Source organism: Pseudomonas sp. Leaf129 (assembly GCF_001423465.1).
GTDB lineage: Bacteria > Pseudomonadota > Gammaproteobacteria > Pseudomonadales > Pseudomonadaceae > Aquipseudomonas > Aquipseudomonas coleopterorum.
In genome coordinates this window covers 265200-278928 of sequence record NZ_LMOC01000010.1, presented here as the reverse complement: position 1 = coordinate 278928, position 13729 = coordinate 265200, and the positions used below count along the sequence as shown (strand labels likewise).

At 62.9% G+C, this 13729-nt stretch carries 11 protein-coding genes; 4 read left to right on the top strand and 7 right to left on the bottom strand.

Annotated elements, in window-relative coordinates; genetic code table 11:
* Positions 1-31: 31 nt before the first annotated feature.
* A complete protein-coding gene (locus ASF66_RS19930) occupies positions 32-880 on the bottom strand; it encodes a mechanosensitive ion channel family protein (protein WP_056845061.1) in 849 nt (282 codons plus the stop codon).
* A 100-nt stretch (positions 881-980) separates the two neighbouring features.
* On the bottom strand, positions 981-1460 hold the full coding sequence (locus ASF66_RS19925; protein ID WP_049860634.1) for a YajQ family cyclic di-GMP-binding protein: 480 nt from the start codon (positions 1458-1460) through the stop codon (positions 981-983).
* Between the two features lie 203 nt (positions 1461-1663).
* On the opposite strand from ASF66_RS19925, the gene ASF66_RS19920 reads away from it, so the two are divergent.
* The 3 genes from ASF66_RS19920 (at position 1664) to ASF66_RS19910 (ending at position 5430) form a co-directional block, all read left to right on the top strand.
* Positions 1664-2575 carry a putative 2-dehydropantoate 2-reductase gene (locus tag ASF66_RS19920; RefSeq protein WP_156463237.1) on the top strand — a complete coding sequence of 304 codons (912 nt, stop codon included), beginning with the start codon at positions 1664-1666 and terminating at the stop codon, positions 2573-2575.
* A 267-nt stretch (positions 2576-2842) separates the two neighbouring features.
* Positions 2843-4858 carry an ATP-binding protein gene (locus tag ASF66_RS19915; protein WP_056845059.1) on the top strand — a complete coding sequence of 672 codons (2016 nt, stop codon included), beginning with the start codon at positions 2843-2845 and terminating at the stop codon, positions 4856-4858.
* 2 nt (positions 4859-4860) lie between these two features.
* Positions 4861-5430, top strand: coding sequence for a cob(I)yrinic acid a,c-diamide adenosyltransferase (locus tag ASF66_RS19910; protein WP_056845058.1), 570 nt, complete (start codon positions 4861-4863; stop codon positions 5428-5430).
* A 42-nt stretch (positions 5431-5472) separates the two neighbouring features.
* Here the strand turns inward: ASF66_RS19910 and ASF66_RS19905 are convergent, their stop codons facing one another.
* The 3 genes from ASF66_RS19905 to secA form a co-directional block, all read right to left on the bottom strand.
* Positions 5473-6417, bottom strand: a complete 945-nt coding sequence (locus tag ASF66_RS19905; protein ID WP_056845057.1) for a Nudix family hydrolase — start codon at positions 6415-6417, stop codon at positions 5473-5475.
* Positions 6418-6485: 68 nt separating this feature from the next.
* Positions 6486-7703 (bottom strand): bifunctional glutamate N-acetyltransferase/amino-acid acetyltransferase ArgJ, encoded by a 1218-nt coding sequence (gene argJ, locus ASF66_RS19900; RefSeq protein ID WP_049860629.1) that lies wholly within the window; start codon positions 7701-7703, stop codon positions 6486-6488.
* A 143-nt stretch (positions 7704-7846) separates the two neighbouring features.
* Entirely contained in the window at positions 7847-10588 is a 2742-nt protein-coding gene (gene secA, locus ASF66_RS19895) for a preprotein translocase subunit SecA (RefSeq protein ID WP_056845056.1), read from the bottom strand.
* Positions 10589-10896: 308 nt separating this feature from the next.
* On the opposite strand from secA, the gene ASF66_RS19890 reads away from it, so the two are divergent.
* Complete coding sequence (locus ASF66_RS19890; protein ID WP_056845055.1) at positions 10897-11352, top strand: DUF721 domain-containing protein; 456 nt, start codon at positions 10897-10899, stop codon at positions 11350-11352.
* Positions 11353-11463: 111 nt separating this feature from the next.
* Here ASF66_RS19890 and lpxC read toward each other — a convergent pair whose 3' ends face one another.
* Both lpxC and ftsZ read right to left on the bottom strand, forming a co-directional pair.
* Positions 11464-12375: a UDP-3-O-acyl-N-acetylglucosamine deacetylase gene (lpxC, locus tag ASF66_RS19885; RefSeq protein ID WP_049860626.1), complete on the bottom strand. Its 912-nt coding sequence runs from the start codon at positions 12373-12375 to the stop codon at positions 11464-11466.
* Between the two features lie 112 nt (positions 12376-12487).
* Entirely contained in the window at positions 12488-13681 is a 1194-nt protein-coding gene (gene ftsZ / locus ASF66_RS19880; RefSeq protein ID WP_049860625.1) for a cell division protein FtsZ, read from the bottom strand.
* Between the last annotated feature and the right edge of the window lie 48 nt (positions 13682-13729).

Genomic DNA, 13729 nt, shown 5'->3' with positions numbered 1-13729 from the left:
GGGGCTTTTTCGTTACGCCTCGCAAGACGGCTCAGACTGGCTGCTTGGCTTCTTCCTGCATCACGCGGATGACCCGTTGCGGGAACGGAATGTCGATACCCTCGGCGCGCAGGCGATCACGAATCTCGCCATTGAGCATGTTGGTCACCCCGCCGAAGTCGCCGGTGTTCACCCATATGCGCAGGGACACGGTGATCGAACTGTCGCCCAAGGCGGCCACCACGGCTTCGGGTGCCGGCGTCTGCAACACGCGCGGGTCCTTGGCCAAGTCCAGCAGGATCTCGCGGGCCTTCTGCAAGTCGGCGTCGTAGTCCACGCCGATGTCGAAGGTGATCTTGCGCGTGGGCTGACGGTTGGTGTTGGTGATGATGCCGTTGGACAGGTTGCCGTTGGGCAGGATCACCGTGCGGTTGTCGCCGGTGCGCAAGACGGTGTGAAAGATCTGGATGGAGTCTACGGTACCGCTCACACCCTGAGCTTCGATCCAGTCACCGATGCGGAAAGGACGAAACAGCAGGATCAGCACGCCGCCGGCGAAGTTCGCCAGGCTGCCTTGCAGAGCCAGGCCGATGGCCACGGTCGCACCACCGATGGCAGCGACGAACGAAGTGGTTTCGATGCCGATGGTCGAGGCGACACTGACCAACAGCAGAATCTTCAGAACGACGTTGGCCAACGTGCCGATGAAACGCTGCAAAGCCAGGTCGATATGCCGCAACGCCAAGAGTTTCTGCAGGCTGGCGGTGACCCTGTTGATCAGCCACCACCCTATACACAGCACCACCAGCGCCAGGACGACCTTGCTGGCATATTGCATGACCATCGGAATCCAGGCTTGTGAAGCCTGTACCAGATGATCGACTTCTGCGTTCAAATCCATGGGGTTCTCCTACCACCGTAATACACGTATACCCCCGACCACATGGGATCGCGTCCCTCGGGGGCACCTGCTCCGACGCCTCGGGCAGCCCAAGGTTTCATCAATCGCGGAAGTTGTTGAACTGCAGGGGCATGCCGAATTCCTTGGCGCGCAGGGCGGCAATCGCCTCCTGCAGGTCATCGCGCTTCTTGCCGGTGATGCGCACCTGCTCACCCTGGATGGCCGCCTGCACCTTGAGCTTGGCATCCTTGACGTGGGCGACGATCTTCTTCGCCAGTTCCTTTTCGATGCCTTCGCGAAGCACGGCTTCCTGCTTCATTTCCTTGCCCGAGGCATAGGCGTCCTTGATCTCGAGGCACTGCACGTCGATCTTGCGCTTGACCAGGGCCATCTTGAGGATCTCGATCATGGCTTCGAGCTGGAACTCGGCTTCGGCGGTCAGGGTGACCGTGAGGTCCTTGAAGGCGAAGCTGCCTTTGCCTTTGAGGTCGTAACGGCGATCCAGCTCCTTGATGGCGTTGTCGACCGCGTTGGTGACTTCGTGCTTGTCCAACTCGGACACTACGTCGAACGAGGGCATGTGTTTTCTCCGGAAAATGATCGGCGGCTCGTTGAAAGAAGGAGCGCGCCTGGCTTGACGATTGAAATGCCCGCTCATTATAAGGGAGCCGGCATTGTGAAAGGCCACCTGCGGCTTGAATTCAGGCGCGGGTCATCCATTTTTCGAGCGAGTCTGCGATGCGCGAGCAACACCCCACCCATGAGCCTGCGGCCGAGCAGCCAGTGGATCGGACCTGGCATGTACTGGGCGTCGGCAGCCTGGGCGTGTTGTGGGCGTGCCGACTGGCTCGTGCCGGTGTGCCAGTGCATCTGCTGCTGCGCGATGCCGCACGAGCGCAGGCGTACCTCCAGGCCGGTGGGCTGAGCTTGACCGAAGGCGCGCAGACCCATGTTCACCTGCTGCCCGCCACGAGCGTCGCCGGTGATGGACCGATCACGCGTCTGCTGCTGGCGTGCAAGGCTTACGATGCGCAGGCGGCCGTCGCCAGTGTCGCCGCGCGCCTGGTGCCGGGCGCCGAAGTGATCCTGTTGCAGAACGGCATGGGCAGTCAGCAAGCGGTGGCGCGGATGCTGCCGCACACACGCTGCATCTATGCTTCGACGACCGAAGGGGCCTATCGCGCTGGTGACTTCCAGGCGGTCTTCGCCGGGCAGGGACTGACCTGGCTGGGTGATGCCGACCCAAACTGCGCAGAAGCTCCGACGGCGCTGCTGGCCGACCTGGCTCGGGCTGGCATCGCGCATCAGTGGACAGACGCTATCGAATCGCGCCTGTGGCGCAAGCTGGCCCTCAACTGCGCGATCAATCCGCTGACCGTGTTGCATGGCTGTCGCAACGGGGCATTGGCCGATCACCCTGACGAAGTGACCGCGCTGTGCGCCGAGCTGGCACGACTGCTGCGAGCGTGTGGCCAGGCAGACGCCGCCGACGGGCTGCACGAAGAGGTGATAAGGGTCATCCAGGCGACGGCCGCCAACTACTCTTCGATGTATCAGGACGTCGACCAGGGTCGCCGAACCGAGGTCGACTACCTGCTGGGCTATGCCTGCGCAGCGGCGCTCGACCGGCAGTGCGAGGTGCCGGGTCTACACACATTGCAGGCACGACTGATCAAGGCCCTGCACAAGCCCTGAAGCAGCGTCGCTCCTTTCGCGGCCGCAGACCGCTCCTGCAGGAGGCCCGCACGTCCGGTAAGAGCGGTCATCGGCCGGGAAACACGGAAACGGCTCCCGCAGGTACGCCCTTCTGTAGGAGCGGTCATCGGCCGCGAAACGGGCGACACGATGTGTCAGGCAAATCACAGTAGCTGCTCTCCGGCCAATAAGCGCTCCCACGGTGCCTGCAGCACACTTTGCTACACTGCGGCTCTGCCCTGCACTGCCTTGGAAGCGATCACACCCATGCCCCTGCGCCAGAGACTCGAGAACCTGCCGGTTGGCCAAAAACTGCTGGCCGCCCTGCTGGTGCTGTTGACCACCGTGCTGCTGGTCGCCAACCTGACGTTCATCAGCGCGGCCTATTGGATCTCCCAGGAGAGCATGGCACCCCAAGCCCTGCAGACCATTGGCCGGCTGCTGGCCAACCCCAGCCTCGCGCAGCGGGCGGTGGGCTCGCCGCAGGAGGCCGAGGCCCTGCTCGAAGAGCTCAATGGCTATTCGCCCCTGCGCGCCGCCGCCATCTACGATGCCCAGGGCGAGCGCCTGGCCCAATTGCAGCACGGCGATCGATTGAAGATGCCCGCACGCTTCGACAGCATCGAAAGCTGGCGTTCCACCGAATTCCGCAGCACCCAGTTGGTGCCACTGCCCAACGCCGGCCATCTGTTGCTGGTGGCCAGCAGCGAGCTGCCCGTGGCGTTCTACACCGGCACCCTCACTGCGAGCCTCGGCATCCTGGTGTTCAGCGTGCTGTTGTGGCTGGTCATCGCCCGGCAGATCAAGCGCCTGATCACCCAGCCCATCTATCGCCTCGAAGAACTGTCGCGCCAGGTCACCCGCGAGGAGAACTACGCCCTGCGCGCAGGCCGCGGCAACCATGACGAGATCGGCAGTCTGGCGGAAGCCTTCAACACCATGCTCTCGCGCATCGAGGCGCGCGAACAGCAGCTCAAGCGAGCCCGCGACGAGTCTCAGGCGGCCTACGACCAGGCCCAGGGACTGGCCGAGGAAACCCGCCACACCAACCGCAAGCTCGAACTCGAAGTCCAGGTGCGCAGCAAGATCGAAAAGAAGCTCACTGGTTTCCAGAACTACCTCAACAGCATCATCGACTCCATGCCGTCGGCACTCATCGCCCTCGACGAGCAACTGTACGTCACCCAATGGAACCAGGAGGCCAGCGCCCTTTCCGGCACGCCGCTGGACGAGGCGCTGAATCAACCGATCTTTCTCGCGTTCGCCCCACTCAAGCCATTCCTGCCGCAACTCAAGACCACCGTCGAACAGCACACGGTGGCCAAGATCGAGCGGGTGACCTGGGTCAAGGACGACACGCCCCGCCATTACGCGCTGACCTTCTATCCGCTGATGGGCGGCGCCGGCCGTGGAGTGGTGATTCGCATCGACGACATCACCCAGCGCCTGTCGCTGGAAGAAATGATGGTGCAGTCGGAAAAGATGCTCTCGGTCGGCGGCCTCGCAGCGGGGATGGCCCACGAGATCAACAACCCCCTGGGCGCGATCCTGCACAACGTGCAGAACGTCAGGCGGCGCCTCTCGGCCGACCTGCCGAAGAACCTCGAGCAAGCCAGCGACGCCGGTATCGATCTGGCCGCGGTGAACGCCTACCTGCAAGGACGAGAAATCCCGCAGTTGCTCGACGGCATCCAGCAGGCTGGCGCACGGGCCGCGAAGATCGTCACCCACATGCTCAGCTTCAGCCGCCGCAGCACCCGGGAAATGGCGCCCTGCGAGCTGCCGGCGCTGATCGATCAAGCCGTGGAAATCGCCGGCAACGACTTCGACCTGGCGATCGGTTTCGACTTCAAGGGGCAGAACATCGTGCGCCAGTTCGACCCGGCACTGGGCCCGGTGCCTGGAACGGCCAACGAACTGGAGCAGGTGCTGCTCAACCTGCTGAAGAATGCCGCCCAGGCCATTCATCAGCGCAACGACGAACAGGAACCGGGACGCATCACCCTGCGCACGCGACTGAACCCGCCATGGGCTGAAATCCAGGTCGAGGACAACGGTGTGGGAATGCCCGAGAGCGTGCGCAAGCGCATCTTCGAACCGTTCTTCACCACCAAGGAGATCGGCCAGGGCACCGGGCTGGGCCTGTCGGTGTCGTACTTCATCATCACCAACAACCACAAGGGCCAGATGGAAGTGCAGTCCAGTCCCGGCCAGGGCACCTGCTTCACGCTGCGCCTGCCATTGGCCGGCAATCCGCTGCCCCTCACCACCACGGAGATATGAACATGGGCTTTCGCCTGTCGAAGATTTACACGCGCACCGGCGACCAAGGTGAAACCGGGCTCGGCGACGGCCGTCGGGTGCCCAAGGACCATCCCCGCGTGGAGGCCATCGGCGAAGTCGACAGCCTGAACAGCCAGCTGGGCGTGCTACTGGCCGGGCTGGCCGACGACTCGCGTCTGAACGAGGTCAGCGAAGTGCTCGCGCCCTGTCAGCATCGGCTGTTCGATCTGGGTGGGGAGTTGGCCATGCCTGCATACCAGGCGCTGGATGCAGCGGAAGTAGAGCGCCTGGAGGCTGCCATCGATACCTGGAACGACGAGCTGGGCCCGCTGGAAAACTTCATTCTGCCGGGAGGCTCGCTGCTGATTGCCCAGGCCCACGTATGCCGCAGCCTGGCGCGTACAGCCGAGCGCCGCTGTCAGCAGCTCAACGCGGTGGAGCCGTTGTCGGCGGTGAGCCTGGCGTACATCAACCGGATGTCCGATCTGCTGTTCGTGGCTGCGCGGATCATTGCTCGGCGTGAGGGCATTCCCGAGATTCTCTGGCAGCCAGCCAAATCGAGTGACCGCTGACGCGGCTTGCGCCGCTGCTACAGGAGGTGCGCGGAGCGGTTGTCAGGGCGACGGCCAGAAGGCGCGGATGCCCGCGACACCTTGGGCACCGATCTCCCAGGCTTTCGCCTGATCCTGCGGCCCCAGCCCGCCCAGCAGGAACACCGGCTGGTTGAAGCCCTCGATCAAACCACGCGCCTGATCCCAGCCCAATGGCTGCGCATCGGGATGGGTCAGGGTCGGTTGCACGGGCGACAGGGTGACGAAATCAACACCCATCTGCTGCGCCAACGCCAGCTCTTCGGCATCGTGACAGGACGCGGCCAGCCAACGCTCGGCGGGAAACGGTCGACCTTTGCTGGCGTATTTGCGCAGCTGCGCCGAGGTCAGGTGCCACCCGGCCGAAGGAAAATCGCCCAGCCACTCCAATGGCCCCTTGAGCATCAACTGGGCCTTGCCTGCACACAACCCGACCGCATCCACCGCCAGGTCGCGGTACTGCGGATCGTAGCCATTGGGTGCGCGCAGTTGCAGCAGCTTGATGCCACCGGCGATCGCCTTCTGCATGCCGCGCAGCAGGGTCGAGTTGTCCAGCCCGTCCGGGGTGATCAGGTATTCGCCCGGCAGACTGGCCGCCGCCACGATCGGCCGATTGGCCTCGGGAAACGCATAGCCTGGCAGCTCGCGCGCTCTGACCCATGCCAACGGCTGGCCTTCGACACCATGGGGTTCACCCGTGAACGCGGTAACTTCCCAGACGTCCAGCAGGACCTGCTTGTCGGCGTAGTCGTGATGCACCTTGATCAACGGCCGCGCCAGGCTGACCTCGATCCCCAACTCCTCGCGCAACTCGCGGGCCAGCGCCGCCTGCACCGTCTCGCCGGGCTCGACCTTGCCACCGGGAAACTCCCACAGACCGCCCTGGTGCTGGGTATCGCCGCGGCGGGCAATCAGAATGCGCTGATCCGCGCCACGGATCACCGCGGCGGCTACATGTATTCGTTTCACTCGATCTCCAGACCGCGCTGAACTGCCAGTGCCCGGATGCCCCTGCAAGGCGCAGCCGGGCGCGCCAGTCAGGTACGGTATTCGGCGTTGATCTTCACGTACTCGTGGGACAGGTCGGTGGTCCAGATGGTCTCGCTGCACTCGCCGCGACCCAGCTCGATCCGAATGCCGATCTCTTCCTGCGCCATCACCGCCGAGCCCTGCTCTTCGGTGTAGCTGGCGGCACGGGCGCCACGGCTGGCGATGCACACATCGCCCAAGAACACGTCGATCTTGCTGACATCCAGCTCCGGCACACCGGCACGGCCCACAGCGGCCAAGATGCGTCCCCAGTTCGGATCGGAAGCGAACAGCGCCGTCTTGATCAGCGGCGAGTGGGCCACGGTGTAGGCCACGTCCAGACACTCCTGGTGGTTGCCGCCGCCGTTGACCTGGACCGTGACGAACTTGGTCGCCCCCTCGCCGTCGCGCACGATGGCCTGGGCCACTTCCATGCACACCTCGAGAACCGCCTGCTTGAGCGCTGCGAACAGCGGCCCGCTGGCCTCGCTGATTTCCGGCAAGGCCGCCTGCCCGGTGGCGACCAGCATGCAGCAGTCGTTGGTCGAGGTGTCGCCGTCGATGGTGATGCGGTTGAACGACTTGTTGGCACCGTCGCGCAGCAGATCCTGCAGCACACCCGGCGCGACCTTGGCGTCGGTGGCGATGTAGCCCAGCATGGTCGCCATGTTCGGGCGGATCATGCCGGCGCCTTTGCTGATACCGGTCACGGTGACGGTGACGCCCTCATGCTGGAACTGGCGACTGGCGCCCTTGGGCAGGGTGTCCGTGGTCATGATGCCGGTGGCCGCAGCCGCCCAGTTGTCGATCGACAGATCGTCGAGCGCGGCCTGCAAGGCCCCTTCGATCTTCTCGACGGGCAGCGGCTCGCCGATCACCCCGGTGGAGAACGGCAGCACGGCGCTGGCGTCCACGCCCGCCAGTTCGGCCAGACGCGCCGTGGTGCGCTCTGCCGCAGCCAGACCCGGCTCGCCGGTCCCGGCGTTGGCGTTGCCGGTATTGGTCAACAGATAACGCACGGGGCCACCCACGCGCTGCTTGGACACAATGACCGGTGCCGCGCAGAACGCATTCAGGGTGAACACGCCGGCGACGCTGGAACCCTCGGCGCAACGCATGACCACGACGTCCTTGCGTCCGGGGCGTTTGATACCGGCGCTGGAGATGCCCAGCTCGAAACCCGGAACCGGATGCAGCGTGGGCAAGGGACCAAGACCAACAGCCATGTGAGCACTCCTTTGAGGAATCTGCGGCGTATCGTCGACGCCGCCAGTAGAGGGACGAACGCCGCGATCCGTACGCGGGCACCCATCCTGGGAACCAGCGTCAGTCGCGGCGTGATGTTGCTGCAAAGCCTGTCGAAACGCGATCAGTCGATCTTGCCGTGGCAATGCTTGAATTTCTTGCCCGAACCGCACCAGCACAACTCGTTGCGGCCCAGCTTCTGGTCATTGCGCACGGGCTCCGACGCGGTGGCGGCAACGACTTCGGCGTCTTCAGCCAACACTTCGGGCTGATCCAGGCCGGGCGCCGGAGCGTGCTCGAACTGCATGCGCGCCGCCAATTCCTCGGCATCGCGACGCAGACGCGCTTCTTCCTCGACCGGATCTTCGCGGCGCACCTGCACATGCGACAGCACACGGATGGTGTCGCGCTTGATCGAATCGAGCAGCTCCTGGAACAGGCTGAACGACTCGCGCTTGTACTCCTGCTTCGGGTTCTTCTGGGCGTAGCCGCGCAGGTGAATACCGTGACGCAGGTGGTCCATGGTCGACAGGTGATCTTTCCACAGGTCGTCGAGAACGCGCAGCAGGATCTGCTTCTCGAAGGTGCGCAGGGCATCGGCGCTGGCCTGATCTTCCTTCTCGGTGTAGGCCGCCAGCAACTCGACCATGACCTTCTCGCGCAGGGTTTCTTCGTACAGCTTGTCGTCCGCATCCAGCCACTGCTGGATCGGCAGGCTCACGCCAAAATCGGTCTGCAAGGCCGCTTCCAGGCCTGGAACGTCCCACTGCTCGGGCAGCGACTGTGGCGGAATATGCTGGGAGAACAGCTGACCAAGGACTTCCTGACGGAAGTCGGCAATGGTGTCACCGACGTTGTCGGACGCCAGCAGGCTGTTGCGCATGTGGTAGATGACCTTGCGCTGCTCGTTGGCGACGTCGTCGAACTCCAGCAATTGCTTGCGGATGTCGAAGTTACGGCCTTCGACCTTGCGCTGAGCTTTTTCGATCGCGTTGGTGACCATGCGATGCTCGATGGCTTCGCCGGACTGCATACCCAACGCCTTCATGAAGTTCTTCACCCGGTCGGAGGCGAAGATGCGCATCAGGCTGTCTTCCAGCGACAGGTAGAAGCGGCTGGAACCGGCGTCACCTTGACGACCGGCGCGGCCACGCAGCTGGTTGTCGATACGGCGCGACTCGTGACGCTCGGAAGCGATCACGTGCAGACCACCGGATTCGAGCACCTGCTGATGACGCTTCTGCCAGTCGGCCTTGATCTGTGCGATCTGCTCTTCGCTCGGGTTTTCCAGGGAAGCGACTTCGACTTCCCAGTTGCCGCCCAGCAGGATGTCGGTACCGCGACCGGCCATGTTGGTGGCGATGGTCAGCGCGCCGGGGCGACCGGCCTGGGCGATGATCTCCGCTTCCTTCTCGTGGAACTTGGCGTTGAGCACCTTGTGCTCGATGCCTTCCTGGTTGAGCAGGCGCGACATGTGCTCGGAGGTTTCGATGGTTGCAGTACCGACCAGCACCGGACGGCCCTGGGCCATGCTTTCCTTGATGTCGGTAACGATGGCGGCGTACTTCTCGTCCGCAGTCAGATAGACCAGGTCGTTGAAGTCCTTGCGCGCCAGCGGCTTGTTCGGCGGGATCACCATCACGTTGAGCTGGTAGATCTGGGCGAACTCGAACGCTTCGGTGTCGGCCGTACCGGTCATGCCCGAGAGCTTGTTGTACAGGCGGAAGTAGTTCTGGAACGTGGTCGAGGCGAGGGTCTGGCTCTCGGCCTGGATGTTCAGGTTTTCCTTGGCCTCGATAGCCTGATGCAGGCCTTCGGACAGGCGACGGCCCGGCATGGTACGACCGGTGTGCTCGTCGACCAGCAGGATCTGCCCGTCCTGGACGATGTACTCGACGTTGCGGTTGAACAGCTTGTGCGCGCGCAGGCCGGCGTAGACGTGGGTCAGCAGGCCCAGGTTGTGCGCCGAGTAGAGGCTCTCGCCCTCGGCCAGCAGGCCGGCGCGGGTGAGCATTTCCTCGATGTACTGGTGACCGGCTTCGTTGAGTTCGACCTGACGGGTCTTCTCGTCGATGCTGTAGTGGCCTTCCTTGGTGACCTGGCCCTCGACTTCCTCGATGTGCTGCTCGAGCTGGGGAATCAGGCGGTTGATCTCGGTGTACAGCTTGGAGCTGTCTTCGGCCTGGCCGGAGATGATCAGCGGCGTACGGGCTTCGTCGATCAGGATGGAGTCGACTTCGTCGATCACGGCGAAATTCAGCTCGCGCTGGAACTTCTCTTCCATGCTGAACGCCATGTTGTCGCGCAGGTAGTCGAAACCGAATTCGTTGTTGGTGCCGTAGGTGATGTCGGCAGCATAGGCCAGACGCTTCTCTTCCGGCGGCGCGAACGGCGTGACCACGCCAACGGTGAGACCCAGGTACTCGTACAGCGGACGCATCCAGTTGGCATCGCGACGCGCCAGGTAGTCGTTGACCGTGACCACGTGCACGCCCTTGCCGGACAGTGCGTTGAGGTACACGCCCAGGGTCGCTACGAGGGTCTTGCCTTCACCGGTGCGCATTTCGGCGATCATGCCTTCGTGCAGGGTGATGCCACCGATCAGCTGGACATCGAAGTGCCGCATACCCATGACGCGCTTGCCGGCTTCGCGGCAGACGGCGAAGGCTTCGGGCAGCAGCTGGTCGAGGGTCTCGCCTTTTGCCAGGCGGGCCTTGAACTCTGCGGTCTTGGCGCGCAGCTGCTCGTCCGAAAGGGCCACCATCTGCTCTTCGAAGGCATTGACGGCTTGTACCGTCTTGAGCATGCGTCGTACTTCACGCTCGTTCTTGCTTCCAAAAAGTTTCTTTAACAAAGGCGCAAACATATTGGCAGGATCTTCCACACATAGGGATGGAGGGCGGCCCCGTGAGTCGCCCGTGCAGCCCTCATGGCCGCATGCGAACGAGCATTCTACCCGGAAACGATGGAGAGGAAAGTGGCGCGATGTCCACGATGCTGGCACAGCGTTGTAATGGGGCGGCTTTACAATAAGGGCTTTTTCGCCAACTTCAACCCGCAAGGTGCAGATGTCATCCATTCAAACGCCGAGAGCTGGCCTGTGTCGTCCATGTGAAACGGTGTGGGCGAGGGATTCTGTTAACATGCCGACTCTGTAACTTCAGGTGTATCCCCATGGTCTTTCGCCCCCTGCCCGCCCGGGCACCGGCAGTCCTGCTGCGCGAAGCCAAACCGCTCAAGGCCCTGTTCAGCCAGGCCCAGCGCCTGTCGCATCTGCAGCGCCTGTTCGAGAGCCAACTGCAGCCGGCGGCGCGCGAGCATTGCTACGTCGCCTCGTGGCGCGAGGGCAGCCTGTTGCTGATCGTCACCGACGGCCACTGGGCCACGCGCCTGCGCTACCAGCAGAAGCGCCTGCAACGCGATCTGCAGGCGCTGGAGGAATTCAGCAGCCTGACGCGCATCCTGTTCAAGGTGCAGCCGCCCACCGTGCAGAGCAAGGCCGGCGCGCGCAGCATCGACCTGTCGATCAGCGCGGGCGAGAACATCCAGGCGACCGCCGAGGGCATCAGCGATCCCAATCTGCGCGCGGCGCTGGAACGTCTGGCAGCTCACGCCAAGCGCCCACACTGAGCGCTCGCCACGCCCCAACCGCCCCCCCGCCCCGCCCCAAAAAACAACACCCAAAAAAAAAGCCACCCAATGGGTGGCCTATAAATGTGAAACCAGAAAAGAGAGGTTGTATCAACCCAACGCAGCTGGCCGCATGTAAGAGATCGGTACCGTGCTGGCATCTTCGAACGTAACCACTTCCCAGGCGTCATCCTGCTCGAGCAGACGACGAAGAAGCTGGTTGTTCAGTGCGTGGCCCGACTTGTAGCCACGGAATTCGCCAATCAGGCTGTTACCCAGCTGATAGAGATCGCCGATTGCATCGAGAATCTTGTGTTTGACGAATTCGTCTTCGTAGCGAAGACCGTCCTCATTCATGACGCCTGCCTCGTCCACCACGATAGCGTTTTCAACGCTGCCGCCCAGTGCACGATTGTGCTTGCGCAGGTATTCAAGGTCGCTCATGAAACCGAACGTGCGCGCCCGACTGACTTCCTTCACGAAGGACGTGCTGGAAAAGTCGACGCTGGCGGTCTGAGTGCGATCCTTGAAGACAGGATGATCGAAATCTATTTCGAAGCTCACCTTGAACCCTTCGAAAGGCAGGAAGGTGGCGCGCTTGTCGCCCTCCGTCACTGTCACTTCACGCAGAATCCGGATGAATTTCTTCGGCGCGTCCTGTTCTTCCAGACCAGCCGATTGAATCAGGAATACGAAGGGTCCGGCACTGCCATCCATGATCGGCACTTCGGACGCGGAGAGCTCGACGTAGGCGTTATCGATTCCCAGGCCCGCCATGGCCGACAGTAGATGCTCTACGGTATCGACCTTGACATCGCCATTGACCAAAGTGGTGGACATCGTGGTGGCGCCGACATTGTGGGCGCGCGCAGGGATCTGCACGACCGGATCGAGGTCGACACGGCAGAACACGATGCCGGTATCCACGGGCGCGGGCTTCAAGGTCAGGTAGACCTTCTCACCGGAGTGCAAGCCGACGCCTGTGGCACGGATAATATTCTTCAGGGTGCGTTGTTTAATCATGGCATTGGCCGCTTCAGCGCAAATTGCGAACTGGTATCAACAAAGGCTGGCGATGATAGCAGACCGAACCTTTGCTGAACACCAATCACCCTAATACCCCTGATAAATTGCATCAATCGGCCTGACGACGCAGGAAGGCCGGGATGTCCAGATAATCCAGGTCATCCTGTGGGTTCAGCTTGGCCGCAGCGGCAGCGCCGGCGTGAGCCTGGTTGCGCATCACGGTCGGGCGGTCCAGGTCGCGGTAGTTCACCGATGGAGCGTCCTGACGAGCAGGCTGCTGCGAAGGTGGAGGCGTCTGGGCGGCGGTCTGCATGGTGTTGTCGATGACCTTCACAGGCTTCTCGATCTTCGCGCCCAGGCCGGTGGCCACGACGGTAACGTGTAGCTCGTCGCGCATGTCCGGATCGATCACGGTACCGACCTTGACCATCGCGTGGTCAGAGGCGAACGCTTCGATGATGCTACCCACGTCGGAGTATTCACCCAGCGACAGGTCGGGACCTGCGGTGATGTTCACCAGAATGCCGCGAGCGCCCTGCAGGTTGACGTCTTCGAGCAGCGGGTTGCGAATGGCCGCCTCGGTGGCCTCGCGAGCGCGGTTCGGACCGCTGGCGCAGCCGGTACCCATCATCGCCATGCCCATTTCGCTCATCACGGTACGCACGTCGGCGAAGTCGACGTTGATCATGCCCGGACGCTTGATGATGTCGGAGATACCGCGAACGGCACCGGCCAGCACGTCGTCAGCCTTGGCGAACGCCGACAGCAGGCTGGCGTCCTTGCCCAGGATGGTCAGCAGCTTCTCGTTGGGAATGGTGATCAACGAGTCGACGCTTTCGGACAGCATACGGATGCCTTCATCGGCGATCTGCATGCGCTTGCGGCCTTCGAAGGGGAACGGACGGGTCACGACCGCAACGGTCAGGATGCCCATCTCCTTGGCCACTTCGGCGATGATCGGTGCAGCACCGGTACCGGTACCGCCGCCCATGCCGGTGGTGATGAAGACCATGTTGGTGCCTTGCAGCACTTCGGCGATGCGCTCGCGGTCTTCCATCGCGGCCTGACGGCCGACTTCGGGGTTGGCGCCGGCGCCCAGGCCCTTGGTGACGCCGGTACCCAGTTGCAGGATCGTGCGTGCGCCGATGTTCTTGAGTGCCTGAGCATCGGTGTTGGCGCAGATGAATTCAACGCCTTCGATGTTGCTCTTGACCATGTGGTTGACGGCGTTGCCGCCGCCACCGCCGACACCGATAACTTTGATTACCGGGCTTTGCGGGATGTTGTCTACGAGTTCGAACATGTGCCCTCTCCTTTCTCTATTTGTGTGCGCCTACCGCTACTGCCGTTT